Source organism: Sphingomonas sp. GW821-FHT10F09 (assembly GCF_058809195.1).
In genome coordinates, this window is sequence record NZ_JBXASI010000005.1 from 76,940 (window position 1) to 102,678 (window position 25,739).

At 68.6% G+C, this 25,739-nt stretch carries 26 protein-coding genes and 1 tRNA gene; 20 read left to right on the forward strand and 7 right to left on the reverse strand.

Annotated features, from left to right (window positions below; genetic code table 11):
- Window positions 1–72 precede the first annotated feature (72 nt).
- Complete coding sequence (locus AC1RTO_RS15375) at window positions 73–1,005, reverse strand: DUF808 domain-containing protein (protein ID WP_493161681.1); 933 nt, start codon at window positions 1,003–1,005, stop codon at window positions 73–75.
- Window positions 1,006–1,142: 137 nt separating this feature from the next.
- Here AC1RTO_RS15375 and AC1RTO_RS15380 point away from each other — a divergent pair, with 137 nt between their 5' ends.
- The 3 genes from AC1RTO_RS15380 to AC1RTO_RS15390 are packed head-to-tail and all read left to right on the forward strand — an operon-like array spanning window position 1,143 to window position 4,169.
- Window positions 1,143–3,203 carry a S9 family peptidase gene (locus AC1RTO_RS15380; protein ID WP_493161682.1) on the forward strand — a complete coding sequence of 687 codons (2,061 nt, stop codon included), beginning with the start codon at window positions 1,143–1,145 and terminating at the stop codon, window positions 3,201–3,203.
- Window positions 3,204–3,207: 4 nt separating this feature from the next.
- Window positions 3,208–3,774, forward strand: a complete 567-nt coding sequence (locus AC1RTO_RS15385) for a DedA family protein (protein ID WP_493161683.1) — start codon at window positions 3,208–3,210, stop codon at window positions 3,772–3,774.
- Window positions 3,771–4,169, forward strand: a complete 399-nt coding sequence (locus tag AC1RTO_RS15390; RefSeq protein WP_493161684.1) for an acyl-CoA thioesterase — start codon at window positions 3,771–3,773, stop codon at window positions 4,167–4,169. Before AC1RTO_RS15385 ends, AC1RTO_RS15390 begins: the two co-directional genes overlap by 4 nt.
- Before the next feature lie 16 nt (window positions 4,170–4,185).
- Here AC1RTO_RS15390 and AC1RTO_RS15395 read toward each other — a convergent pair whose 3' ends face one another.
- The gene (locus AC1RTO_RS15395) at window positions 4,186–5,073 is read right to left on the reverse strand and encodes an L-threonylcarbamoyladenylate synthase (RefSeq protein ID WP_493161685.1); all 888 of its coding nucleotides are present in this window, start codon (window positions 5,071–5,073) and stop codon (window positions 4,186–4,188) included.
- A gap of 72 nt (window positions 5,074–5,145) precedes the next feature.
- On the opposite strand from AC1RTO_RS15395, the gene AC1RTO_RS15400 reads away from it, so the two are divergent.
- Together AC1RTO_RS15400 and AC1RTO_RS15405 are read left to right on the forward strand one after the other, a co-directional pair.
- A complete protein-coding gene (locus tag AC1RTO_RS15400; protein ID WP_493161686.1) occupies window positions 5,146–6,864 on the forward strand; it encodes an acyl-CoA dehydrogenase family protein in 1,719 nt (572 codons plus the stop codon).
- A 153-nt stretch (window positions 6,865–7,017) separates the two neighbouring features.
- Complete coding sequence (locus AC1RTO_RS15405) at window positions 7,018–7,836, forward strand: arylamine N-acetyltransferase family protein (protein WP_493161687.1); 819 nt, start codon at window positions 7,018–7,020, stop codon at window positions 7,834–7,836.
- Between the two features lie 41 nt (window positions 7,837–7,877).
- Here AC1RTO_RS15405 and AC1RTO_RS15410 read toward each other — a convergent pair whose 3' ends face one another.
- Window positions 7,878–8,234, reverse strand: a complete 357-nt coding sequence (locus tag AC1RTO_RS15410) for a GntR family transcriptional regulator (RefSeq protein ID WP_293874069.1) — start codon at window positions 8,232–8,234, stop codon at window positions 7,878–7,880.
- A gap of 51 nt (window positions 8,235–8,285) precedes the next feature.
- Window positions 8,286–8,864, reverse strand: a complete 579-nt coding sequence (locus tag AC1RTO_RS15415) for a nitroreductase family protein (protein WP_493161869.1) — start codon at window positions 8,862–8,864, stop codon at window positions 8,286–8,288.
- 127 nt (window positions 8,865–8,991) lie between these two features.
- On the opposite strand from AC1RTO_RS15415, the gene AC1RTO_RS15420 reads away from it, so the two are divergent.
- On the forward strand, window positions 8,992–10,593 hold the full coding sequence (locus tag AC1RTO_RS15420) for a peptide MFS transporter (RefSeq protein WP_493161688.1): 1,602 nt from the start codon (window positions 8,992–8,994) through the stop codon (window positions 10,591–10,593).
- Between the two features lie 72 nt (window positions 10,594–10,665).
- Here the strand turns inward: AC1RTO_RS15420 and AC1RTO_RS15425 are convergent, their stop codons facing one another.
- Entirely contained in the window at window positions 10,666–11,895 is a 1,230-nt protein-coding gene (locus AC1RTO_RS15425; RefSeq protein ID WP_493161689.1) for a dicarboxylate/amino acid:cation symporter, read from the reverse strand.
- 57 nt (window positions 11,896–11,952) lie between these two features.
- On the opposite strand from AC1RTO_RS15425, the gene glmM reads away from it, so the two are divergent.
- The 7 genes from glmM to AC1RTO_RS15460 all read left to right on the forward strand — a co-directional run bounded on the left by glmM (window position 11,953) and on the right by AC1RTO_RS15460 (window position 18,553).
- Window positions 11,953–13,293 (forward strand): phosphoglucosamine mutase, encoded by a 1,341-nt coding sequence (gene glmM, locus AC1RTO_RS15430; RefSeq protein ID WP_493161690.1) that lies wholly within the window; start codon window positions 11,953–11,955, stop codon window positions 13,291–13,293.
- Window positions 13,293–13,517, forward strand: coding sequence for a DUF1272 domain-containing protein (locus AC1RTO_RS15435; protein WP_493161691.1), 225 nt, complete (start codon window positions 13,293–13,295; stop codon window positions 13,515–13,517). The genes glmM and AC1RTO_RS15435 overlap by 1 nt, the downstream gene beginning before the upstream one ends.
- A gap of 230 nt (window positions 13,518–13,747) precedes the next feature.
- Complete coding sequence (gene thiD / locus AC1RTO_RS15440; RefSeq protein ID WP_493161692.1) at window positions 13,748–14,512, forward strand: bifunctional hydroxymethylpyrimidine kinase/phosphomethylpyrimidine kinase; 765 nt, start codon at window positions 13,748–13,750, stop codon at window positions 14,510–14,512.
- Window positions 14,513–14,515: 3 nt separating this feature from the next.
- The gene (rnhB, locus tag AC1RTO_RS15445; RefSeq protein WP_493161693.1) at window positions 14,516–15,184 is read left to right on the forward strand and encodes a ribonuclease HII; all 669 of its coding nucleotides are present in this window, start codon (window positions 14,516–14,518) and stop codon (window positions 15,182–15,184) included.
- 174 nt (window positions 15,185–15,358) lie between these two features.
- On the forward strand, window positions 15,359–16,513 hold the full coding sequence (locus tag AC1RTO_RS15450; protein ID WP_493161694.1) for a site-specific DNA-methyltransferase: 1,155 nt from the start codon (window positions 15,359–15,361) through the stop codon (window positions 16,511–16,513).
- Window positions 16,514–16,547: 34 nt separating this feature from the next.
- Window positions 16,548–17,597, forward strand: coding sequence for a dihydropteroate synthase (gene folP / locus AC1RTO_RS15455; protein WP_493161695.1), 1,050 nt, complete (start codon window positions 16,548–16,550; stop codon window positions 17,595–17,597).
- A gap of 71 nt (window positions 17,598–17,668) precedes the next feature.
- Window positions 17,669–18,553: a bestrophin family protein gene (locus AC1RTO_RS15460; protein ID WP_493161696.1), complete on the forward strand. Its 885-nt coding sequence runs from the start codon at window positions 17,669–17,671 to the stop codon at window positions 18,551–18,553.
- Window position 18,554: 1 nt separating this feature from the next.
- On the opposite strand, the gene AC1RTO_RS15465 is transcribed toward AC1RTO_RS15460, so the two are convergent.
- Both AC1RTO_RS15465 and AC1RTO_RS15470 read right to left on the reverse strand, forming a co-directional pair.
- A complete protein-coding gene (locus tag AC1RTO_RS15465) occupies window positions 18,555–19,301 on the reverse strand; it encodes an SDR family NAD(P)-dependent oxidoreductase (RefSeq protein ID WP_493161697.1) in 747 nt (248 codons plus the stop codon).
- 38 nt (window positions 19,302–19,339) lie between these two features.
- Window positions 19,340–20,761, reverse strand: coding sequence for a sigma-54-dependent transcriptional regulator (locus tag AC1RTO_RS15470; RefSeq protein WP_493161698.1), 1,422 nt, complete (start codon window positions 20,759–20,761; stop codon window positions 19,340–19,342).
- A gap of 157 nt (window positions 20,762–20,918) precedes the next feature.
- On the opposite strand from AC1RTO_RS15470, the gene AC1RTO_RS15475 reads away from it, so the two are divergent.
- From AC1RTO_RS15475 to AC1RTO_RS15505, 7 genes are all read left to right on the forward strand, one after another.
- A complete protein-coding gene (locus AC1RTO_RS15475; RefSeq protein ID WP_493161699.1) occupies window positions 20,919–21,041 on the forward strand; it encodes an aa3-type cytochrome c oxidase subunit IV in 123 nt (40 codons plus the stop codon).
- A gap of 11 nt (window positions 21,042–21,052) precedes the next feature.
- Window positions 21,053–22,174, forward strand: coding sequence for an NAD(P) transhydrogenase subunit alpha (locus tag AC1RTO_RS15480; protein WP_493161700.1), 1,122 nt, complete (start codon window positions 21,053–21,055; stop codon window positions 22,172–22,174).
- Window positions 22,171–22,626, forward strand: coding sequence for an endonuclease domain-containing protein (locus AC1RTO_RS15485; RefSeq protein WP_493161701.1), 456 nt, complete (start codon window positions 22,171–22,173; stop codon window positions 22,624–22,626). The genes AC1RTO_RS15480 and AC1RTO_RS15485 overlap by 4 nt, the downstream gene beginning before the upstream one ends.
- Before the next feature lie 3 nt (window positions 22,627–22,629).
- Window positions 22,630–22,929: an NAD(P) transhydrogenase subunit alpha part 2 gene (locus AC1RTO_RS15490; RefSeq protein WP_293874106.1), complete on the forward strand. Its 300-nt coding sequence runs from the start codon at window positions 22,630–22,632 to the stop codon at window positions 22,927–22,929.
- 43 nt (window positions 22,930–22,972) lie between these two features.
- The gene (locus tag AC1RTO_RS15495; protein ID WP_493161702.1) at window positions 22,973–24,472 is read left to right on the forward strand and encodes an NAD(P)(+) transhydrogenase (Re/Si-specific) subunit beta; all 1,500 of its coding nucleotides are present in this window, start codon (window positions 22,973–22,975) and stop codon (window positions 24,470–24,472) included.
- 120 nt (window positions 24,473–24,592) lie between these two features.
- Window positions 24,593–25,597: a MarR family winged helix-turn-helix transcriptional regulator gene (locus tag AC1RTO_RS15500; RefSeq protein WP_493161703.1), complete on the forward strand. Its 1,005-nt coding sequence runs from the start codon at window positions 24,593–24,595 to the stop codon at window positions 25,595–25,597.
- A gap of 59 nt (window positions 25,598–25,656) precedes the next feature.
- Window positions 25,657–25,732 (forward strand) — tRNA-Val (locus AC1RTO_RS15505).
- Window positions 25,733–25,739: the final 7 nt, after the last annotated feature.

Consider the following 25,739-nt stretch of genomic DNA (forward strand, 5'->3'; position numbering starts at 1 on the left):
GGAGGGGGCGCCCCGGCACCCTCCGTCATCGCTCGAGCGGTGCCACCTCCCCCTGCCGGAGAGGCGTGGGTATCAGTGCTTCTTTTTCGGCCGCAGGTGGAGCGCGCCGGCGATGACGCTGCCGACGATCAGGCCGATGATGCCCGATCCGATTGCGGTCACGACCCAGTTCACCATGCCCGGCAGCACGCCGATCGCATGCGCCGCGCCCTCGGCGGCGCCGTGGATCGCATGGGGGATCGCGCCGAGGCCGAAGGATTCCATGCCGTGGACGATGATGCCGCCGCCGACCCAGACCATCGCGGCGGTGCCGATCAGCGACAGCGCCTGCAGCACCTTCGGCATCGCGGCGACGAGGCCGCGGCCGAACGCCTGCGATCCGGCGCCCGGCTTGCGCGCGAGGTGCAGGCCGATGTCGTCCATCTTCACGATCAGCGCGACGACGCCATAGACGCCGGCGGTGATCGCGAGGCCGACAATGGCGAGCGCGATCGCCTGGTTGACGAGGCTCTGGTCGGCGAGTTCGCCGAGCGCGATCGCCATGATCTCGCCCGACAGGATCAGGTCGGTGCGGATCGCGCCCGACACCTGGCGGTCCTCCAGCTCCTGCGGATCAGTGACCGCGGCGGCTTCCTCGCCATGGCCGTGGCCGGTGATCGCGCCGATGATCTTTTCCGCCGCCTCGAAGCAGAGGAAGGCACCGCCCAGCATCAGGATCGGCGTGATGAGCCATGGCGCGAAGGCGCTGAGCGCGAGCGCGGCGGGCAGCAGGAACAGCAGCTTGTTGCGCAGCGATCCGCGCGCGATCTTCCAGATGATCGGCAGTTCGCGCGCCGGGCTGAGGCCGACGACATAGGTCGGCGTCACCGCGGTGTCGTCAATGACGACCCCCGCCGCCTTGGCGCCGGCGCGGCCCGCGGCGCCCGCCACGTCGTCCAGGCTGGCGGCGGCGAGCTTCGCCATCGCCGCGATATCGTCGAGCAGTGCGACCAGTCCGCCGGCCATGTCCTCGTGTCTCCCTGTCGTCCCTGTCCCGCCATGGCCGCAGCATCGCGGCGGTTCAACCGTCCTCGTGCTTCCCGTTGGTTGCGTGATGCCCGAGAAGGCATGACGACCGCCATGCGGGCGGCTAAGGCGGGCGGATGACCGATCTCACCCCGCCCGTCGCCGCCACCCGCCCGCACAGCTTCACCCTGCACGGAACGACGATCGAGGATCCCTATGCGTGGCTGAAGGACCCCGACTATCCCGAGGTGGGCGATGCGGACGTGCTGGCCTATCTGGAGGCGGAGAACGCCTATTTCACGGACGTGATGGCGCCGCACCAGCCGCTGGTCGACCGGCTCTACAAAGAGATGAAGGCGCGGATCAAGGAGGACGAATCCTCCGTGCCGCAGAAGGACGGCGACTGGGTCTACTGGACCGCGTTCGAGACCGGCGGGCAATATCGCAAATGGTGGCGCAGGCCGGTTGCGGGGGGCGACGACCAGCTGCTGCTCGACGAGCCGGCGCTGGCGGCGGGCAAGGAATATTTCCGGCTCGGTGCCTTCGCGATCAGCAACAACGCGCGCTACCTCGCCTATGCGATCGACGACAGCGGTGCCGAGCGGTTCGAGGTGCGGGTCAAGGACCTCGACACGGGCGAGCACCTGCCCGAGGTGATCCCGGGCATGCTGTCCGAGATCGTCTGGACCGGCGACGATGCCGGCTTCCTCTACGGCCTCGCCAACGACCAGTGGCGGACCGACAATGCGCGCTTCCACCGGCTCGGCACGCCGGTGAGCGAGGACGTCGAGCTGTTCCACGAGGAGGACGAGGGCTATCGCGTCGCGGTCGCCGAGACGAGCGACCGGCAGTGGCTGGTGATCGGCACCGGCGACCACGTCACCAGCGAGGTGCGGCTGCTGCCCGCCAACGATCCCTTCGCCGAGCCGATCCTGGTCGCGCCCCGCAAGGAGGGCCGCGAATATGACGTCGATGCGCATGACGGCACGTTGTTCATCCACACCAACGACACCGATCCGATGTGGCGCCTGTGCACCGCGAGCGTCGACGCGCCCGGCGACTGGCGCGAGCTGATCCCGGCGGACCCGCATTTCTACATGACGGGGGTCGAATGCTATCGCGACTTCTTCGTTGTCGAGGGGCGGCTCGACGGCCTCGATCAGATCGCGATCCACCGCTACGACGCGCCGACCGTACCGCAGCGCATCACCTTTCCGGAGGCGAGCTATGCCGCGGGGTTGGGCGACAATCCCGAATATGCGGTCGACACGCTGCGCCTCGGCTATGAATCGATGGTGACCCCCGGCACGGTCTATGATTACGACGTCGCCACCGGCGATCTGACCGTGCTGAAGGTGCAGGAGATCCCGGCCGGCTATGACGCCGCCGGCTATGCCACCGAACGGCTCAGGATCACCGCGCGCGACGGCACCGAGGTCCCGGTGTCGATCGTCTATCCGGCGGGGTTCAGGCGCGACGGATCGCAGCCTGTGTTCCTCTACGCCTATGGCGCCTACGGCTATGCGATCCCGCCGGGCTTCTCGACCGGGCGGCTGTCGCTGCTCGACCGCGGCTTCGCCTATGCCATCGCGCATATCCGCGGCGGCGACGACCTCGGCCAGCAATGGTATCACGACGGCAAGCTCGCCAAGCGCACCAACACGTTCAACGATTTCGTCGACGTCGCGAAGGGGCTGATCGACGGCGGCTGGACCAGCGCCGGGCGGATCGCCACCGCGGGCCGCTCGGCGGGTGGCGAGCTGATGGGCGCGATCGTCAATTCCGACCCCGGATTGTGGGGCGCGGTGATCGCCGACGTGCCGTTCGTCGACGTGCTCAACACGATGCTCGACGCCGATCTGCCGCTGACGCCGGGCGAATGGCCCGAATGGGGCAATCCGATCGAGGACAAGGCGGCGTTCGACCTGATCTGCTCGTACAGCCCGTACGACAATGTCGTCGCGCAGGCCTATCCGCCGATGTTCATCTCGGGCGGCCTCAACGATCCACGCGTCACCTATTGGGAGCCGGCGAAATGGGCGGCGAAGCTGCGCCGGATGAAGACCGACGACAACATCCTGCTGCTCAAGACCAACATGGGCGCCGGCCATGGCGGCAAGTCCGGCCGGTTCGAGAGCCTGCGCGAGGCGGCGGAGGAGCATGCCTTCGTGCTGTGGCAGCTGGGGATCGAGTCCTGATCGCGTGACGATCGAGTCGCTCATCGGCGACTATGGCCTTGCCGCGATCTTCCTAGGGGCGGGGATCGAGGGCGAGACGATGGTGCTCGCCGGCGGCCTGTTCGCGCATGAGGGGATGCTGTCGCTGCCCGGCGCGGCGCTGGCCGCCGCGGCGGGGTCGTTCGTCGCCGACCAGTGCTTCTTCGCGGCGGGGCGGCGGTTCCGCAACCATCGCTGGGTGCAGCGGGCGCAGGCGAAGCCCGCCTTCGCCCGAGCGCTCGACACGCTGGAACGCCATCCGATCGGCTTCATCTTCGCCTTCCGCTTCCTCTACGGCCTGCGCACGGTCAGCCCGATCGCGATCGGGACCAGTCACGTGCCGACCCGCACCTTCCTGTGGCTCAACGCCGCGGCGGCGGTGCTGTGGGCGATCCTGTTCACCGGCCTCGGCTACGTCTTCGGGACCGGCATCGCCGAACTGCTCGGCCGCTATCGCCCGCACGGGCGGCAATGGCTGTGGGTGGCACTGGCGGCGGTGGTACTGGGTCTGGTATTCGGGGGCTTCCGCTGGTGGCGCAGGAGGCAGGAATGAGCGCGCGCTTCACGCTGACGATCACCGCCGTGCCCGAGGACATCGACGAACTGGGCCATGTCAACAATGCAGTCTGGGTGCGCTGGATCCAGGACATCGCGGTCGCGCACTGGCAGGCGGTCGCCCCGCCCGAACAGGTCGACGCGTTCGTCTGGGTCGTCACCCGCCACGCGATCGACTATCGCGGCAACGTCGCCGCCGGCGAGACGGTGACCGGCGAGACCTGGGTGCCGGAGCCGCCGAAGGGCGCGCGCTTCGACCGCCACGTCCGCTTCACCGGCGCGGACGGCCGCGTGAAGGTGGAGGCGGTGACCACCTGGGCGCTGCTGGAGCGCGCTACCGGCCGGTTGCTGCGCGTCCGGCCGGAGGTGGCGGCGCCGTTTCTGGAAGCGTGAGGACAGGGCCGCAGCATCAGCGATGCGCGGCGCGGCCCAGCCGGTCGTTGATCGCCTCGCCCAGCCCGTCGTGCGGGACGGGCGCCACCGCGATGCCCGCGGCATCGCTCGCATCCGCGCGGTGCAGCGCATCGAACAATCGCGCCGCCGCCTCGCGCAGGTCGCTGGTGGCCGACAAGGTGTCGTCGCCGGCGATCGCGCCGAAGCCGATCAGCCATTCGCCCGGTGCCGCCGCCGTCGCGTCGAGCCGGAGCGGCTTGCGCGGCGCATAATGCGTCGCGAGCTGCCCCGGCGCGGTGATCGCCGCATCGGCCCGACGCGGCACGACGGGGAAGGGCAGGTCCGCCGCCACGATCGGTCCGGGCCGCAGGATCGTGCGGCCGGCGATGATGGTCGATTCCAGCCCCGCCTCGGTGGCGCCGTCGTCGAGGATCAGCGGCACGCGGTTGCCTAGGCTCAGCGCGACATGCTCCGCACGGGTCGGGCTGATGCCGTTGCTCGCATTCGCCGACGGCGCCGCCAGCGGCCGCCCGCATGCCGCCAGCAGCGTCTGCATCGCGCGATGCCGCGGCACCCGGATCGCGATCGTCGCCAGCCCCGCCGTCACCAGCGACGCGATCGGCGCCTCCGGCCGCAGCGGCAGCACCAACGTCAACGGCCCCGGCCAGAACCGCCCCGCCAGCGCCCGCGCATCGTCGTCGAACACCGCCAGCGCCTCTGCCGCCGCCAGATCGGGTACGTGCACGATCAGCGGGTTGAAGCTCGGCCGCCCCTTGGCGGCATAGATGCCCGCGACCGCCGCCGCATCGCCGGCATCGGCGGCGAGGCCATAGACCGTCTCGGTCGGCACCGCGACGCATTCGCCGCGGGTGATTCGCGCCGCCGCTTCGGTGATTGCGGCCATGCCGTAACGTAAGATGCGCGGGTTTGGATCGGCCATCATCAGGGGCTATATCGCGGGCAACAGCAGGAGAGAATGATGCCCTTCACCGCCGCCGTGGCCGACCAGCGTTTCGTGCTCGATCACATCGTCCGGATCGACGAACTCGCCGCGACGGATCGCTTCGCCGCGGCCAGCCCCGACGTGGTCGATGCGGTGCTGGAGGCCGTAGGCCAGTTCGCCGGCGGCGAATGGGCGCCGCTCAACCGCGAGGGCGACACGGTCGGCGCGAAATGGTCGCCCGACGGCGTCCATATGCCGGCGAGCTTCATCAAGGCGTACAAGGATTACGTCGAGGGCGGCTGGGGGACGATCGGCGTACCGGAGGATTTCGGCGGGCAGGGGCTGCCGTTCGCGATCCAGACCGCGGTGCTCGATACGCTGGGCAGCGCCAACATGGGCTTCGCGCTCTGCCCGACGCTCACCGTCGGCGCCATCGAGGCGCTGATCCACCACGGCAGCGCCGAACAGCAGGCGCTCTACCTCCCACACCTCGCGACCGGCGCCTGGACCGGCACGATGAACCTCACCGAACCGCAGGCGGGCAGCGACGTGGGCGCGCTGCGCGCCACCGCGAAGCCGCTAGGCGACGGCACATGCTCGATCAAGGGGACGAAGATCTACATCTCGTTCGGCGACCATGACATGGCCGACAATATCGTCCACCTCGTCCTTGCGCGCACCCCCGACGCGCCCGCCGGCACGCGCGGGATCAGCCTGTTCCTCGTGCCGAAGTTCCGTCTGAACGACGATGGCACGCCGGGCGCGTTCAACGACGTCCGCGTCGTGTCGATCGAGCACAAGATGGGCCTCCACGCCTCGCCTACTTGCGTGCTGAGCTTCGGCGATCACGACGATTGCGTCGGCGAACTGATCGGTGCGCAGCATGGCGGCATGCGCGCGATGTTCACGATGATGAACAACGCCCGCCTCAACGTCGGCCTGCAGGGCGTGCAGATCGCCGAGGGCGCGACGCAGAAGGCGGTCGGCTATGCGCTCGAAAGGGTCCAGTCCGCGCGCGCCGGTTCGCCCAACAAGGAGCCGGTGCGCATCGTCGACCATCCCGACGTCCGCCGCATGCTGTTGCGGATGAAGGCGCAGACGCAGGCGGCGCGCGCCTTGGTCTATTATGCCGCGGGGCAGGTCGATCGTGCCGGCCTCGGCGATGGCGCCGCCAGGAACCGGCTGGAGGTGGTGACGCCGCTCGCCAAGGCGCATGGCACCGACATCGGCAACGAGGTTGCGAGCCTCGGCGTGCAGGTGCATGGCGGCATGGGCTACGTCGAGGAAACGGGCGCGGCGCAATATTTCCGCGATGCGCGGATCACCCCGATCTACGAGGGCACCAACGGCATTCAGGCCGCCGATCTCGTCGGGCGCAAGCTCGGCCTCGACAATGGCGGCGCCTTTGCGGCGCTGGTCGCGGACATGCGCGCCGAGGCGCAGCATCCCGAGCTCGTCGCGCTGATCGACACGGTCGACGCCATCGCTTACCGCCTCGCCACCGCGGACGCCGACGACCGGCTTGCCGCCAGCTATCCGTTCCTGACGATGACTTCGGTCGCAGTGTGCGGCTGGCTGATGGAGCGCGAGGGCCGGCATGCGCAGGGCGACGAGGAATTCGCGGTGGTGAAGCGCGCCGCGGTGCGCTTCTACCTCGACCAGATCGTACCGGAGGCGCTCGGCCTGAAGGCGGCGGCGACCGCGAGCGCCGAGGTGCTCTACGCGATACCCGCGGAAGCCTTCGCCGCCTGATCTGCGGAAAGCCCCTCCTCTTCAAAGGAGGGGCTGGGGTGGAGGGGGCGAACACGCCGGTATCGGTGAAACCGCCCCACCCTGACCCCTCCCCCGAAGGGAGGGGCTTTTAGGCGCTTGCATTCCGCGTCCCGTCGCGGGCACCACCGCGCGATGTTCGATCTCGACGCCTATCTCGCCCGCATCAACCTGCCCGCCCGCGTCACCCCCGATGCGGAGGGGCTCGGCCGGCTGCAGCGCGAACATCGCCTGTCGATCCCGTTCGAGAATCTCGACGTGCGGCTCGGCCGCGGCATCGCGATCGATTCGGCCAGCGTCTTCGCCAAGCTCGTCACCGCCAAGCGCGGCGGCTATTGTTTCGAACACAATCGCTTGTTCATAGATGCGCTGGCTGCACTCGGCTTCCGGGTCCGCCCCCTGCTCGCCCGCGTCTGGCTGGGCGTCGCGGACACGCCGCCGCTGACCCATACGTTCAGCTTAGTGACGATCGGAGATCGCGACTGGATCGCCGACGCCGGCTTCGGCGGCAGCTATGCGCCGGTGATGGCGCTCGCCGACGGCTGGGAAGCCGAGGCGCCCGACGGTGCGTGGTTCCGCCTCGAACGCGATCCGCAGCACGGCTGGATGCTCCATCGCAAGGGCGACGCCGGCTCCACCGACGGGCGCGGGACCGGGCCGGGCTGGCAGCCGCAATACAGCTTTCACGATACCGAGGTGTTCGATGGCGATCTCGCGCTGTCCAACCATTGGACGTCGACCGCGCCCGCCAGCCGCTTCACGCAGGTGACGATCGCCAGCATCGTCCTGCCGCACGGCCTCGCCGGCCTTACCGATCACCGCTATCACCGTCGTGCCGGTGACAATCGGTCCGACGCGGAGATCACCGATCCGCGCGTCTATCGCATGCGCATGTCGCTGATGTTCGGTATCGACCTGACCCCCGAGGAGGTCGCACAGCTCGGGCTGTTCTGAGCAGGTTCGGCTCAGTCACGCGCAGGCGCGCCGCGCTGAAGTCAGGCCCGCTCGCGCTCCAGCAGGTCGGCCGCGTTCAGGCCGAGCAGGTCGATGTAGCCGAGGATGCGCGGCCACTGGTTGTCGACGAAATTCGCCCGCTCCGCCGCGCGCAGCTTGTCCGACGCGCCGGGCAGCACGAACATGCCGACGCCGCGCCGCACCTCGACATAGCCGTCGTCTTGGAAGCTCTGATAGGCTTTCGCCACGGTCAGCGGGTTGGCACCATGTTCGGCAGCGAAGGCGCGCACCGAGGGCAATTGGTCGCCCGCCCGATAATCGCCGCGCAGGATGCCCGCCGCGATGGTCCCCCGCAGCCGGATATAGACCGGGCTATCCTCGTTGCTGAGCGCTGTCATGCTGGTTTAATACAGCAATGGACGAAAAGGTCCACTCCCAACCGTCCGGTGCTATCCCGCTTTGGGCCAGTGCGAGACGATCCGTGCCATGTCCGGGCGGGGCCGTTCGTCAAGAGGGCGGCCCGGCGTGCCGATGAAGACGAAACCCGCAATCTTTTCATGTGCATCGCCCAGTGCATCGCGCACCGCGGGCGACACGCTCGGCCAGCCGGTCAGCCAGCCGCCGGCGAACCCCATCGCATGCGCGGCATGCAGAAGGTTCATCGTCGCCGCGCCCGCCGACAGTTCCTGCTCCCATGAAGGGATATGGCTGGTCCGGCTCGGCGACGACAGCACCACGACCAGCGCCGGCGCCTGGCGCGCGAACTGGTCGAGCGAGTCGAGCTCCGCCCGCGCCGCCTGCGGCCGTTCGGCGCGATAGGCCTGGACGATCAGCTGCGACAGCGCGTCGCGATCGTCGATCACGACGAAGCGCCACGGCGCCAGCTTGCCGTGATCGGGGGTGCGCGCGGCGATGCCGATCATCTGGTCGAGCTGCGCCGCATCCGGCCCCGGCCCGACCAGATCGCGCGGCTTGCCCGAGCGGCGGGTGGCAAGCAGCGTCAGCGGCGTGGCGGTGTCGTTGAAGATCGTTTCGGTCATTCGCAACACATAGACACCGCCCGCGATGTTTACAGCAGGTGTCCAGCCGTTACGTTGCCCGCCATTCGCCGCTCCGCACGGTCGGCACCGGATATTGTTGGAGTCACAAGAGCCTATGGCAATCGCATCAGCGAGCGGGGGCGGCGTACCTGCCCATGCCCGCACCTTTCTCGGACATCCGCTCGGGCTGTTCACCTTGTTCTTCGCGGAGATGTGGGAACGGTTTTCCTATTACGGGATGCGCGCCATCCTGGTCTTCTACCTGACCAAGCATTTCCTGTTCGGCGAACAGCCCGCCTATGCCATCTACGGCGCCTATACCGCGCTCATCTACGTCACCCCGATCATCGGCGGCTATATCGCCGACCGCTATCTCGGGCCACGCAAGGCGGTGCTCGCCGGCGGCGTGTTCATCACCGTCGGTCATCTGCTGATCGCCGCGGTCGAGGCGCCGGCCGGCGTACAGGGCAGCGCGCTCAACGGCTTCTACCTCGCGCTCGCCTTCATCATCGTCGGCACCGGCTTCCTTAAGGCCAATATCTCGGTGCTGGTCGGCAAGCTCTATCCGCGCGACGACACCCGGCGCGACGGCGCCTTCTCGATCTTCTACATGGGGATCAACACCGGCGCCTTCATCGGCCCGCTGCTGATCGGCTACCTTGGCGAGCGGATGGGCTGGTCCTACGGCTTCGGCGCGGCGGGGGTCGGCATGGCGCTGGGGCTGGTCGTGTTCGTGCTGTTCCGGCGCGAGCTGTATGACGTCGGCGAACCGCCGGTCGCCGGTGCGCTGCAGACCCGCACGCCGATCGGCCTGTCGATCGAATGGGCGATCTATGCCGGCGCGCTCGTCGCGGTCGCGCTGGCATGGTGGCTGGTGCGCAACCAGGGTGCGGTCGGCATCGTCCTGATCGTCGGATCGCTGGTCACCGTCGGCTATATCCTGCTCACCTCGTTCCGGGTGCTGCCGCGGGTCGAGCGCCACCGCATCTTCGCCGCCTTGTTCCTAGTCGCGCTGTCGCCGCTGTTCTGGGCGTTGTTCGAACAGGCCGGGTCGTCGCTCAACACCTACACCGACCAGTCGGTCGATCGCACGGTGCTGGGCTGGGAGATGCCGGCCTCCTGGTTCCAGTCGGTCAACGCCTTCTTTATCATCACGCTCGCGCCGCTGTTCGGGCTGCTCTGGACCGCGATGGGCAAGCGCGGCATCGAACCCTCGGCGCCGTTCAAGTTCGGCATCGGCCTCGTGCTGGTCGGCGCGGGATTCTTCGCGGTGATCCTGGGCGCGCCCGCCCAAGGGCTGACCCCGGCGATCTTCGTCATCCTGCTCTACATGCTGCATTCGATGGGTGAGCTCTGCTTCTCGCCGATCGGCCTGTCGTCGATGACGCGGCTGTCGGTGGCGAGCATGACCGGGCTGATGATGGGCACCTGGTTCCTCGCCACCGCGGCGGGCAATTTTCTCGCCGGCCTGATCGCGCAGGCGACCGGCGGCGAGGGGGTCGGCCCGGCGCAGGTGCTCGCCGTCTATGGCCGCATCGGCTGGTTCTCGATGGGCATCGGAATCGTCATGCTGGTACTCGCGCCGTTCGTGACGCGGCTGATGCACCTCGACACGATCGGCGACGCGCCCGACCATGCGCTGGCGGGCGAGGCGACGATCGGCGAGCCCGCGGCGGCAGGCGTCGATACGCGGGGCGAACGGCGCCCGCGGCATTGATGGCATCGCCTCACCCTGCCCCTCACCCTGCCGAAGCCGGAGGCGGCGAACGGGTGAGGGGGAGCAAGAGGATCAGGCGGCGTCCGTGCGCCGCCCCACCACGCTGGTCACCGCGACGTCCATCGTGACGTTGCCGACGGTGCGGAACAGGTCCGGCACCGTCTCGACCGCGACCAGCAGGCCCAGCGCCTCGATCGGTACGCCCATCGCGAAGGCGACCGGCGCGACGCTGGCGAAGAAGCTGATCGTGCCGGGCAGCGATACCGACCCCATGGTGGTGATCGCCGCGGTCGCCACCCCGGCGGCGAGCTGCCCCGGCCCGATCGGCACCCCCAGCCAGTGCGCGACGTACAGCGCCACCGCCAGGTTCATCGCCGGGCTGGTCGCGCGAAAGATCGCCACTGCCACGGGCAGGACGATCCCTGCGGTGGCCGGCGCGACGCCGATCTCCGCCGATCCCTTGAGCATCGCCGGCAGCGAGGCGAGCGAGCTTTGCGTGCTGATCGCCACCGCCTGCGCCGGCGCCACGGCTCTGGCGAAGGCGCGGAACGGCACGCCGCCGCCGAACCGCGCCACCGGATAGCCCGCCAGCAGCACGACGAAGCCGACCGACGACACCAGCACGATATAATGGACCAGTGCGCCGAACGCCGCCGCCCCGGTCCGCGCGCCGACGCCATAGGCCAGGGCGAAGATGCCGATCGGCGCCAGCTTCAGCACCCAGCCGATGATGACCAGCATCGCATCGGTGATGCTGCGGAACAGGTCGGTCAGCCGCCGTCGCGATTCGTCCTCCAGCCGGGTGATCGCGAAGGCGAAGGCGAGCGTGAACACCGTCAGCGGCAGGAACGCGTCGCCCGCCGCCGCGCCGACGACGTTGGTCGGCACGATCGTGTTGAAGAAATCGGCCAGCGTCGGCACCTTGCCCAGCGGCGCCGCGCCGGTCAGCGCGGCCCGCAGCGCCGCCGACCATGCCTCGGGCAGCGGCCACAGGTCGAGCAGCAGCGGCATCACCGCCGCCGACATCAACGTCGTGCACCACAGCACCACGACGAACAGCACCACCGCGCGCCCCGCGATCCGTCCCGCCTTCGCCGCCTCCGCGGTCGCGGCGATGCCGGTCACCAACAGGCCGACGATCAGCGGCACGATCACCATCTGCAATCCGTGCAGCCACGCCTCGCCGATCGGCTGGGTGACGCTGGTCGCGCGCAACGCCCAGTCCTTGTCGAGCGCCACCGCGGCGATGCCGAGCGCGATGCCGACGACCAGCGCCAGAAGGATACGGGTGGCTTGCGACATCGGTTTCCTTGGCGCAACGGAGGGATACGGACGGCATAGCGGAACGGATCGCACGCGATGGCAAGGAAATATTTCGGCACGGACGGCATCAGGGGCGCGACCAACGCGGGTGCGATGACCGCGGGCATGGCGATGAAGGTCGGCATGGCGGCGGGCGCCTATTTCCAGCGCGGCGACCACAAGCATCGCGTGCTGATCGGCAAGGACACGCGCCTGTCGGGCTATATGCTCGAATCGGCGCTGGTCGCGGGCTTCACCAGCGTCGGCATGGACGTCATCATGGTCGGGCCGTTGCCCACCCCGGCGGTGGCGATGCTGACCCAGTCGATGCGTGCCGACATCGGCGTGATGATCTCCGCCAGCCACAATCCCTTCGCCGACAATGGCATCAAGCTGTTCGGACCGGACGGCTACAAGCTCTCCGACGAGGCGGAGCTGACGATCGAGCAGCTGATCGACAGCGACGTGCCGCTCGCCCCGTCGGCGGAAATCGGCCGCGCCCGCCGGATCGAGGACGCGCAGGGGCGCTACATTCACTTCGCCAAGGCGACCTTCCCCGAAAACCTGCGGCTCGACGGGCTGCGCGTGGTGATCGATTGCGCCAACGGCGCCGCCTACAAGGTCGCGCCGATGGCGCTGTGGGAACTGGGTGCGGACGTGGTCGCGATCGGCGTCACCCCCAACGGCACCAACATCAACCGCGACGTCGGTTCGACTGCGCCGCAGACCCTGTCCGAAACCGTCGTCGCGGCGGGCGCGGATATCGGCATCGCGCTGGACGGCGATGCCGACCGGCTCATCATCGTCGACGAACAGGGCCGGATCGTCGACGGCGACCAGCTGATGGCGACAATCGCCGCCAGCTGGGCGCGCGCCGGCCGGCTGGCGGGCGGCGGGCTGGTCGCGACGGTCATGTCCAACCTCGGCCTCGAACGGCATCTGTCGGCGCAGGGACTGGGCCTCGTCCGCACCGCGGTGGGCGACCGTTACGTGCTCGAGAAGATGCGCACCTCCGGCTATAACGTCGGCGGCGAACAGTCCGGCCACATCATTCTGTCGGATTACGGCACCACCGGCGACGGGCTGGTCGCGGCGTTGCAGGTGCTCGCCGAGCTGAAGCGGTCGGGCGCACCGGCAAGCGAGGTGCTCCACCGGTTCGAACCATTGCCGCAATTGCTCAAGAACGTCCGCTTCGCCGGCGGCAAGCCGCTCGAGCATGATTCGGTCAAATCGGTGATCGCCGCGGCGGAGGCGGATCTGGCCGGCACCGGCCGCCTCGTCATCCGCCCGTCCGGCACCGAACCGGTGATCCGCGTGATGGCGGAGGGCGACGACGCCCGCCAGGTCGAAACATTGGTCGATCGCATCTGCGACGCCGTCCGCCAGGCCGCCGCCTGATGCTGGCGATGCGCCCCGATTGCGAACGCTGCGGTGCCGAACTGCCGGCCGATGCGCCTGGCGCGTTCATCTGCTCGTTCGAGTGCACCTTCTGCGCGGAATGCGCCGACGCGCTCGACGACCATTGCCCCAATTGCGCGGGCGAACTGATGGATCGCCCGACCCGGGTCGGCAAGGCGCTGAAGGGCAATCCCGCATCGACCGAACGTCGCTTCCAGAGCTGAGGGTTCCCGCGAAGACGCGAAGGGGCGGGCGCAAAGGGTGGCCCGCCCACTCCAACCTGACCGTCATCCCGGCCTTCGCCGGGATGACGATCGTGGGCGTGTAGCCCCCTCTGCCGTTCTTTCGTCTCCGCGTCCCCGCGTGAACAAATCGTCTGTCCCGCCCGCCCGCAAGATGCCATGACCGGCCCCATGAAGCGCAAACCCCGGGCGCCGCTGTCGCGACCCGCGTCATGATCCCCCGCATCCTCATCATTGCCGGGTCCGATTCGGGCGGCGGCGCAGGTATCCAGGCGGACATCCGGACCGTCACGATGCTCGGCGGCCATGCCATGACCGCGATCACCGCGATCACCGCGCAGAACACGCTCGGCGTGCAGGCGGTCCACCCGATACCCACGGATATCGTCGTCGCGCAGATGCGCTCGGTGATCGACGATCTCGGCGTCGATGCGGTGAAGATCGGCATGATCGGATCGGCCGCCACCGCACGTGCCGTGGCGGACGTGCTCGATACGCTTGCCGTGCCGGTCGTGTTCGACCCCGTTATGATCGCGACCAGCGGATCGGTGCTCGCCGATGCCGACACGATCGCGGCGTTCGCGCGGCTGATGCGGCAGGCTGCGGTCGTCACCCCCAACCTGCCCGAACTCGCCGCGCTCGGCGGCGAGGACGCGGTGCGCGCCGGCGGCGCGGCGCTGCTGGTCAAGGGCGGGCATGGCGAGGGCGACATCGTCGAGGACCGGCTGGTCGCCGCCGACGGCGTCGAGACGATCTGGACGCACCCGCGTGTCCACACCCGTCACAGCCACGGCACCGGCTGCACGCTGGCGAGCGGCATCGCCACGGGACTCGCCGCCGGCCTGCCGCTCGCCGACGCGGTAGGGCGGGCCATCGCCTATGTGCAGGCGGCGCTTGCGGCGGCACCGGGCCTCGGGGCAGGGCATGGGCCGATGGGGCACGCGCTCGGCCGCGTGCCGTTCGACGATCGGACCTGACGCATGCCCGGACTGAAACACGAAAAATCCTGCCTGCCGCCCGTCGCCGGGGTGGACGAGGCGGGGCGCGGCCCGCTCGCCGGGCCGGTGGTCGCCGCCGCCGTCGTGCTGCCCGCCAAAGGCGTGCCGCGCGGCATCGACGATTCCAAGAAGCTCTCCGCCGCCGAGCGCGCGCGCCTGTGCGGGCTGATCCAGGCGCGGGGCGTCTATGGCGTCGGCATCGTCGAGCCGGCGGAGATCGACACGCTCAACATCTATTGGGCGACGATGAAGGCGATGACGCTCGCCGTCGATGCGCTGGTGGTGCGGCTCGGCTGCGATCCCGGCCATGTGCTGGTCGACGGCAACCGCCTGCCGCGCTGGTCCTATGCCGCCACCGCGATCGTGTCCGGCGACGCGCACAGCCTGTCGATCGCCGCGGCCTCGATCGTCGCCAAGCATCTGCGCGACGGCATCATGCTCGACCATGCCGCCGCGCATCCGCAATATCATTGGCATTCGAACAAGGGCTATGGCTGCAGGCACCATTTCGCCGCGTTGCGCGATCATGGCCCGACGTCGATTCACCGCCGCAGTTTCGCACCGGTCGCCGCCGCTTATGCCCGAATCACGCCGAATGCCGCACCGGTGGCGCCACAACTGCCGCTGGACGCCAAGCATTTTGCCGCCTGAGTCTTTTGAGTCACACCCCCAGCGCTGGGGTACGGGCGGAATCGCCTTCCCCATATCTTGGGCGGGACGGGCGACGGTGGCTGCCGTCGGCCACCCTCGTGGCAGCGGCGTTAACCAATGCGTGCTTGACGCGAGTCCCCTGTTCGACGCGAATAGGCGGACAAGGGGGACGTCATGCCAGTAATCGACAAGGTCAGGCAGCCGCGCATCGCGGCGCGCGCAGCGGTGGCGACTCCCGCCAAAGCGCCTGTCGGCCCGCTGCTGCTCGACCGGATCGTCCGCGGCGATTGCATCGCGGTGATGCGGGCCTTGCCCGACAAGTCGGTCGACATGGTCTTCGCCGATCCCCCCTATAACCTGCAGCTGGGCGGCGAACTGTTCCGCCCCGACGGCAGCCACGTCGATGCGGTCACCGACGAATGGGACAAGTTCGATACCTTCGCCGCCTATGACGCCTTCACCCGCGCCTGGCTGGCGGAGGCGCACCGCATCCTCAAGGATGACGGCACGATCTGGGTGATCGGCAGCTATCACAACATCTTCCGCGTCGGCGCGGCGGTGCAGGACCTCGGCTACTGGATCCTCAACGACATCGTCTGGCGGAAAGCCAATCCGATGCCGAACTTCCGCGGCACCCGCTTCACCAACGCGCATGAGACGCTGATCTGGGCATCGAAAGGCGAAGGCGCGAAATACACCTTCAACTATCGTTCGATGAAGACGCTGAACGACGAACTGCAGATGCGTTCGGACTGGGAATTCCCGATCTGCGGCGGCGGCGAGCGGCTCAAGAAGGGCGGGGTGAAGGTCCATCCGACGCAGAAGCCCGAGGCGCTGCTGTACCGTATCCTGCTCGCCTGCACGAAGCCCGGCGACATCGTCGTCGATCCGTTCTTCGGCACCGGCACCACCGGCGCGGTGGCGAAGCGTCTCGGCCGCCACTGGATCGGCATCGAGCGCGAGGGCGATTATATCGCGGCGGCGGAGGAACGGATCGCCGCGGCGTTGCCGCTCGACGAATCGGCGCTCGCGACGATGCAGAGCCCGCGCCAGCAGCCCAAGGTGGCGTTCGGCGTGCTGGTCGAGAACGGTTACCTGACGCCCGGCGCGGTGCTGACCGATGCGAAGCGCCGCTTCCGCGTGACGATCCGCGCCGACGGCAGCCTGCTCAGCAACTGCGGCGCGACCGGGTCGATCCACAAGCTGGGCGCTACGTTGCAGGGCGCACCGGCCTGCAACGGCTGGACCTTCTGGCACCACGAGGCCGCGGGCAAGCTGCAGCCGATCGACACCCTGCGCCAGACCTACCTGCTGGCGACGCAACCGTAACGCGTCCCTCCCTTGCGGGGAGGGGGAGACGAAGATGCACCTGCGCCCCGTCCAGTTCGTCGATACGCCCGTGACGCACGGCGACGGCGCCGTCGCGCGGCTGGCGGGCGGGATGCAATGCTTCGCCGCCTATGAGGTGATTGAGGACGGCAGGCGCCGCACGATCCCGGTCGCCGATGTCGCCGCCCTCGGCCCCCGCGCCGCGCAGCTGCACGCCGCCATCATCGCGCCGCGCCCGGCGTTGCGGCTCGGCGCGCGCACCCTGCGGTTCGACCAGCCGCTAGTCGCAGGCATCCTCAACGTCACGCCCGACAGCTTCTCAGACGACGGCCGGCACGGCGACGACCCCGCCGCGGCGGCCGCTGCGGGCGTCGACATGGCGGCGACGGGGGCCGCGCTGGTCGACCTCGGCGGCGAATCGACGCGGCCCGGTGCCACGCCGGTGTGGGAGGGCGACGAGATCGCCCGCGTCGTCCCCGTCGTCGAACGGCTCGCGCGCAGCGGCACGCCGGTGTCGATCGACACTCGCAAGGCCGCGGTGATGGAAGCGGCGCTGGCTGCAGGCGCGCATATCGTCAACGACGTCTCCGCGCTGCTGTGGGACGATCGTGCGGTGGAGGTGGTGGCGCGCGCGCGCTGCCCGGTCGTGCTGATGCACTCGCCCGACCCCAAGGACGGCGGCCACGCCCGCACCGGCTATCGCGACGTGTCGACCGAGGTGTTCGACTGGCTGGAGGCGCGGATCGCCGCGGTCGTCGCCGCCGGCATCGACCGGTCGCGGATTATCGTCGATCCCGGCATCGGCTTCGGCAAGTCGCTGTCCGACAACCTCGCCCTTATCAACGGGATAGCGCTGTTTCACGGCTTGGGTTGCCCGATCATGCTCGGGGTCAGCCGCAAGCGGATGATCGGTGCGCTCGATAACGAGGCACCCGTGTCCGCCCGGCTCGGCGGCAGCCTCGCGCTGGCGCTCAAAGGCGCGGAGGCCGGCGTTCAGATTCTGCGGGTCCATGACGTGGCGGCGACCGTGCAGGCATTGAAAGTGTGGCGCGGCATGCGCGATCGTGCGCTGGTCGGTGACTGAATCGTGATTTTGCGTTGCAGCATCTTGATTGTTGATGCGTTTGGGCCGCTTCGACACCATCTGGACACGCTATGATCGTCGCATCCACCCCTCGCCTCACCCGCATCGTTTCCGAAGTCTGGAAGCCGTTGCTCGTCCTGTTCATCTGGGACGTCATCGTCACGGTCACCTATTACCTGCTGCCGTTCAGGGCGCCGTCGCTGCCGCTGACGCTGTTCGGTACGGTGTTGGCGCTGCTGATCGGCTTCCGCGACAATTCCGCCTATCAGCGCTGGTGGGAAGGGCGGGTATTGTGGGGATCGATGATCAACGCCTCGCGCAGCCTCAGTCGCGAGGCGCGCAACTTCCTGCCGATCGGCGAGGCGCACGACATGCGCCGCACGATCGTGCTGCGCCAGATCGCCTATGTGAACGCCCTGCGCTGCCAATTGCGGCGCCAGCCCGTCGACGACCAGGTGCTGCAATATCTGTCGCGCGGTGAGGCGGAGCCGGCGCTGGCGCGGACCAACATCGCCAACGGCCTGCTCGACGGCACTGGGCGCCGCATCGACGATGCGCGCCGCGCCGGCTGGATCGACACCATCCAGCAGTCGCGGATGGAATCGACCCTGGTCGATATCGCCAATGCGCAGGGCGGCATGGAGCGGCTGAAGAACACGCCGCTACCCAATCAATATCGCTTCTTCCCGACCCTGTTCACCCACGTCTTCTGCATTCTGCTGCCGATCGGTCTGGTCGAGACGCTGGGCTTCGCGACGCCGCTCGGATCGACGGTGGCGGGGCTGATGTTCCTCGCGGTGCTGCAGATCGGCGAGGATCTGGTCGATCCGTTCGCCAACACCGTGCACGACGTGCCGCTGACCGCGATGTGCCGGACGATCGAGATCGACCTGCTCCAGTCGATCGGCGACAAGGCGCCCGGCCCGATCACGCCGCACAAGGGCGTGCTCTGGTAATCTACAACGTGTAGCCGCCGTCGCTGACTAGGCAGGCGCCGGTGACGAGGGCGGCGGCGTCGGAGAGCAGGAAGGCGATCTGCGCCGCGATCTCCTCCGGTTTGGCGTAGCGGCCGAGCGGGGTCGCCAGGGCCGCCAGCTCGGCGAAGGCGGCATCGCGGCCGATCGCGGCGACCCGATCGGCGAACATCGGAATGGCGTCCCACACCGGCGTTTCCACCCCGGCCGGCGCGATCGCATTGACGCGGATGCCGGTGGCGGCTCCCTCCTTGGCGGCGACCTTGGCCAGATGGATGAGCGCCGCCTTGGACGCGCCATAAGCGGCGACGCCGGCCTCCGGCTTGATCCCCGCGGCCGAGGCGGTGGCGACGATCGCGCCGCCATCGGTCATCGCCCGCATCGCCGCGCGCAACGTCAGGAACGCGCCGTCGAGGTTGACGCCGAGGATGCGCCGCCATTCTGCGAAGGCGAGATCCGCGATCGCGCCGGCGCCCGCGACGCCGGCATTGACGACCGCGCCGTTGATCCCGACCAGATAGGGTGCGGCGCTGTCCCAGAAAGCTTCGTCGACGACGTCGCCGGGCAGCAGGTCGAGCGTGCAGGGGAGCACGATCCGCGCCACCGCGGCCGCATCGCGATCGACCAGTACCAGCCGCGCGACCCCGGCGCCGGCGAGATGGCGTGCGGTGGCGAGGCCGATTCCGGATGCGGCCCCGGTGACGAGAATATGGCGATCGGCGAAGGACATGCCCGGCACCCTAGCACCGGATCGTCATGATGGCAGGGTCAGGCGGCGGCGTTGTCGATACCGAGCTCGCCCAGCTTGCGATAGAGCGTCGACCGGCCGATCCCCAGCCGCCGCGCGACCTCCGTCATCCGACCGCGATAGTGGCCGATGGCGAGGCGGATCACGTCCGCCTCGATATCCTCCAGCGGGCGCAGGTTGCCGTCCGGCCGGAACAGCGTGACGCCCCCGCCCGAGACTGCGGCCGATCCGATCACGCCGGTGCGCCGGTCGCCCAATGCGGCGATCTGCGGGAAGTCGGCGCGGGTCAGCGCCGCGCCTTCGCACAGCACGGCCGCACGGAAGAGCGCGTTCTGGAGCTGGCGGACGTTACCCGGCCAGTCGTATTGCACCAGCAACGCCAGCGCATCGTCGGTGATGCCGAGCGGACGCAACCCCGGCTGCTGCGCGATCCGTGCCAGCAGGTGCCGCGCCAGCGCCGGCACGTCGCCCAGCCGCTCGCGCAGCGGCGGGATGGTGACCTGCACGACGTTGAGCCGGTAGTAGAGATCCTCGCGGAAGCGCCCCGCCTCGACCTCCTCGAGCAATTTCTTGTTGGTGGCGGCGATGACGCGGACGTCGACCTCGCGGGCATGGCGCGCACCGATCGGCTGGATTTCCCCCGATTGCAGGACGCGCAGCAGCTTGACCTGCGTCTCCAGCGGCATCTCCCCGATCTCGTCGAGCAGGATGGTGCCGCCGTCCGCATCGGCGAACCTGCCGATCTTGCGTTCGAAGGCGCCGGTGAACGCGCCCTTCTCATGCCCGAACAGCTCGGATTCGACCAGATTGGCGGGGATCGCACCGCAATTGACGGTGACCATTGGTTTCTTGGATCGCGGACTGGCAGCGTGGATCGCATCGGCGACCACCTCCTTGCCGACGCCGCTCTCGCCCTCGACCAGCACCGGCACGCGGGCGCGCGCCGCTTTCGCCGCGATCGCCAGCGCGGCGCGGAAATCGGGCGACGATCCAACGATCTCGTCGAAGGCGAGCAGCGCTGGGATCTTCTCGGTCAGCGGGCGCAATTCGCCCGCGGCGGTGCCGGCGACCGTCGCCTCCAGCGCGGCGAGCAGCCGTTCGGGCGCGAGCGGCTTGACCAGGAAATCGGTGGCGCCGGCACGCATTGCGGCGACGGCATGCGCGACCGAACCGTTGGCCGTGAGCATCAGGATCGGCAGGGCGGGGCGACGTTCGCGCAGTTCGGCGATCAGCGGCGCGGCATCGGCATCGGGCGCCCAATGGTCGAGCAGGATCGCATCCAGCTGCATCCCGTCCTGTGTGCCCAGTTGTGCGAGCGCCATCTCGCCATCGGCGGCAAAGATCGATCGCCAGCCGGCGCGGGCCGCCAGCGCCGACACCAATCGGCGCTGCGCGGGTTCGTCGTCGATCAGCAGAAGCAGGCGCTGCCCGTTGCGCGTCATAATTTTTCCCGTCCCGGTTCGGGGCAGATGATACAATGCACCGGTAAAGGCGGGCTTAAGCGCGCCCCGCTCTTTGCTTGCCTTGACGGCAACGGATCTTTGCGGGCAGGTAACCCGCTAAAGGCGCACGGCGCCACGGGCAGACAGGGGTTGGAAGATGGCCGGCAATGGTGACCTGAAGGCGCATGAGGCGACCTATTCGAGCGTGACGGGCATGATGAAGTGGGGTACGGTCGCTTGTGCGGGGATCGCCGCGCTCGTGATCTGGCTGATCTCGTAAGCGCCGCCAGCATGAAGATCGCCGTCCTCAAGGAGCATGCCGACGGCGAAAGGCGCGTTGCCGCGACGCCGGAAACCGCCAAGAAATTCATCGCCCTGGGCGCCGAGGTCGCGGTCGAGGCGGGGGCGGGCGATGCCGCCACCTATGCCGATCAGGCCTATCGCGATGCCGGCGCCAGCGTCGGCGACCGGGCCGCGACGCTGGCGGGCGCCGATATCGTGCTGGGCGTGCAGGGCCCCGACCCCGCCGCACTGGCCGGAGCCGCCGCGGGCGCCTGGATTGTCGCGGGCCTCAATCCCTTCGGTGATCGCGCCCGCGTCGATGCCTATGCCGCAGCGGGCTATGAGGCGCTGGCGATGGAGTTCATGCCGCGCATCACCCGCGCTCAGTCGATGGACATATTGTCGTCGCAGTCCAACCTGGCGGGATACAAGGCGGTGCTCGACGCCGCGTCGGAATATGGCCGCGCCTTTCCGATGATGATGACCGCCGCGGGGACGGTGAGCGCCGCCAAGGCGTTCGTGATGGGCGTCGGCGTCGCCGGGCTGCAGGCGATCGCGACCGCACGCCGGCTGGGCGCGCAGGTGTCTGCCACCGACGTCCGCTCGGCGACGCGCGAGCAGATCCAGTCGCTCGGCGCCAAGCCGATCTTCGTCGAGAACGTCAAGGGCATCGAGGGCGAAGGCAGCGGCGGCTATGCCGGCGAGATGAGCGACGAATACAAGGCGGCGCAGGCCGAGCTGGTGTCGGCGCATATCGCCAAGCAGGACATCGTCATCACCACCGCGCTGATCCCCGGCCGGCCGGCGCCGCGGCTCATCAGCGACGCGCAGGTCGCCAGCATGAAGCCGGGCAGCGTCATCGTCGATTTGGCGGTGGAGCAGGGCGGCAATGTCGAGGGCGCGGTCGCGGGCGAGATCGTGACGCGCCACGGCGTCAGGATCGTCGGCCACCGCAACGTCGCCTCGCGCCTGCCCGCCGACGCCTCGGCACTGTTCAGCCGCAACTTGTACAATTTCCTGTCGACCTTCTGGGACAAGGATGCGGGCAAGCCGGTGCTCGACGAAGAGATCGGCGACGCGGTGCGCCTGACCCGCGACGGACAGGTCGTCAACGCCCGGCTCCTGACATGATCCTCCCCGGCACGGGGAGGGGGACCGCCGAAGGCGGTGGAAGGGGCGTGCACCGGATACCGCCGCTCGAGATTATACTGGCCCGCGCCTCGCGGCGGTCGATGAGTTATCCCGAAGTGCTGTCGTGGCAACGGTTGCGTGGCGGCGCGACGGGGCATCGCTTCGGCAGGGGGCAGCCTGTCAGCCCCTATGTGGCCGATTTCTACTGCCCGGTCGCGCGGCGCGTCATCGCAGTGGACGGCGAGATCCATGCCCAGCCGGCAGCGCAACGGCACGATCGATCGCGGAACCGTTTTCCAGAAAACGATGGCGATCGCGTGGTGCCGATTACGGCAGCCGATATGGTGCGCAATGCCGATTCCGTGGCCACCGCGATCGCGTCGCTGGTGGCCACCCCCCTCCACCATCCTGCGGATGGTCTCCCTCCCCGTGCCGGGGAGGATCAGGAGTAGCCCATGGACTTCGTATCAATCCTGTCGATCTTCGTGATGGCGTGTTTCGTCGGCTATTACGTCGTCTGGTCGGTCACGCCGGCGCTGCACACGCCGCTGATGGCGGTGACCAACGCGATCTCGTCGGTCATCATCGTCGGTGCGCTGATCGCGGGGGCGGCGGCAGGCAGCGCCTCGTCGAAATGGCTGGGGCTGCTCGGCGTGGTGCTTGCGAGCATCAACATCTTCGGCGGTTTCGCCGTCACCAGCCGCATGCTGGCGATGTACAAGAAGAAGGACCGGCCGGCGCCCGCGAAGCACTGACGTGCCGGGGATGACCGTCGTCGTTCGATGATCTGGGGGTAGGATGGAACACGTAAGCACAGGCAGCTCGTTCGCGGCGCTGGCCTATCTGGTGGCCGGGGTGTGCTTCATCCTCGCGTTGCGCGGCCTGTCGTCGCCGACCTCCAGCCAGCGCGGCAACCGCTTCGGCATGATCGGCATGACGATCGCGGTGATGACGACGCTGGTGACGCACGTGCCCGTCGACCGGCTGGTGGTGCAGGGTGCGGATTATACCGCGCTGCTGGCGCGGGTCGACTATCTGACCGTCATCGAACTGATCGCCGCGATCGGCATCGGCGCAATCATCGGCATCGTCACCGCGCGCCGGATCGCGATGACCGACATGCCGCAGCTGGTCGCGGCCTTCCACAGCCTCGTCGGCCTCGCCGCTGTGCTGGTCGCCTGCGCCGCCTATCTCAACCCGGTCGCCTTCGGCATCGCCGACATGGTGATCCCGATGATCGGCGAACCCTTTGCGGTCATCCGCCCGGTCAGCCGGATCGAGATGGGGCTGGGCGTCGCGATCGGCGCGATTACCTTCTCGGGCTCGGTCATCGCCTTCCTCAAGCTGAACGGCAACATGGGCGGCAAGCCGATCATGCTGCCCGGCCGCCACGTCCTCAACCTGGGCGTGCTGGCTGCGATCCTGATCCTGATCGCCTATTTCACGCAGGACCAGAGCCCCTGGATCTTCTGGACGGTCACGATCCTCAGCTTCGCGATCGGCTTCCTGCTCATCATCCCGATCGGCGGCGCCGACATGCCGGTCGTCGTGTCAATGCTCAACAGCTACTCTGGCTGGGCCGCCGCCGCGATGGGCTTCACGCTGCACAACAGCGCGATGATCATCACCGGTGCGCTGGTCGGATCGTCGGGCGCGATCCTCAGCTACATCATGTGCCGCGCGATGAACCGCAGCTTCATCAGCGTCATCGCCGGCGGCTTCGGTGCAGAAAGCGGCGGTGGTGGCGGCGACGGCGCCAAGATCGACCGGCCGTGGAAGCGCGGATCGGCCGAGGACGCCGCCTTCCTGATGAGCCAGGCCGAACAGGTCATCATCGTGCCGGGCTATGGCATGGCGGTGGCGCAGGCGCAGCACGCGTTGCGCGAGATGGGCGACAAGCTCAAGGAACACGGCGTTCGCGTCAAATATGCGATCCACCCGGTCGCAGGCCGCATGCCGGGCCATATGAACGTGCTGCTCGCCGAGGCGAACGTGCCGTATGACGAGGTGTTCGAGCTGGAGGACATCAACTCGGAGTTCGCCCAGACCGACGTCGCCTTCGTCATCGGCGCCAACGACGTCACCAATCCCGCCGCCAAGACCGACAAGACCTCGCCGATCTACGGCATGCCGGTGCTCGACGTCGAGAAGGCGAAGACCGTGTTGTTCATCAAACGCTCGATGGGCGGCGTCGGTTATGCCGGTGTCGACAACGACGTGTTCTACATGGACAATACGATGATGCTGCTCGCCGATGCCAAGAAGATGGTCGAGGAGATCGTCAAGTCGCTCGACTGATATTGCGTTTCATCCATTTCGGAGATGTCATGTCGACCAGCATGCTTCGGTGCGCCCCGTCGCCGCTGAAATGGAGGTGAATGGGCGCGATCCGGCGGCCAGCTTGCCTATCCTGCTGCGATGCGGATCGCGATGGTTGACGGTGACAGGAAGAGGGCAGGCGCGGCCTGTTCCTATACGGTCGCGGGCAGCGCCATGCTGCTGATCGCCGATACGGCCGGCGTGTCCGAGGCGGCGATCGAGCAGGCCGGCGGGCGATTGATGCGGCGGGTGCCATGGTCGGCGGTGGAGGCGACGCTGCCACGCCTCGCCGGCTCGCCGGTGCTCGTGGTCGAGGCGATCGGGATCGATGACGACCGGCTCGACGCCGTGTTGCCGATCCTTGGCCATTACGCCGATGCCGCCGCGATGCCCGTCGTCGTCGCGATCACGGCGGACCAGATCGATCTCGTCACCAGCCATCTGCCCGGACCAAACATCCGCTGGCTTTGCGCTCCGACGATGCCGGAAAGGATTGCGATGCTGATCGCCGCGGCAGCACCGCCGATCCCCGTGCTGCACGACCCCTTGCCCGATCGCGTGCAGGAACATGACCGCGATCCGTTCGGTCACGAACGGTCCGGGCTTCCCGGTGAACCGTTGAATCGGTTGAACGTCCGGGTCGCGGAGATCGCGCGGCTGGTCAGCGACCTCAGCCGCGACGTCCACCTCGCCGCCGGCGACGTCGCCGATCGCCGGCCCGGCTATGGAGCAGAACCGGCGTCGCCCGCCCCGACGTCGCAGGTGCGCGCGCAGGAGGTGCGCCGCCTGATCGCGCTGCGCCAGAAACGGGGCCTGTTCTTCGGGCAGTTCGGGGGAGGAGCGCTGTTCGAGGACCCGGCCTGGGACATGCTGCTCGACCTTTATGCCGCCGAGCTGGAGGGAACGCGGGTCAGCGTATCGAGCCTGTGCATCGCCGCCGGCGTCGCCCCGACCACCGCGCTGCGCTGGATCACCAAGATGACGGAGATGGCGCTGTTCATTCGCCATCCCGACCCCGTCGATCGCCGCCGCGCCTTCATGGCCTTGTCGCCTCGCGCCAGCGAGGCGATGCGCGGCTATATGGTCGCGGTCCGCAAGATGTAGCCGGGTTGCCCCTTGCGGATCGCACCATGCTTTGGCAGGAGCGGCGTTACCCCGTGTTGGGGCGCTTAGCTCAGCTGGTAGAGCGGCTCGTTTACACCGAGTAGGTCGGCGGTTCGAACCCGTCAGCGCCCACCATTTTCCG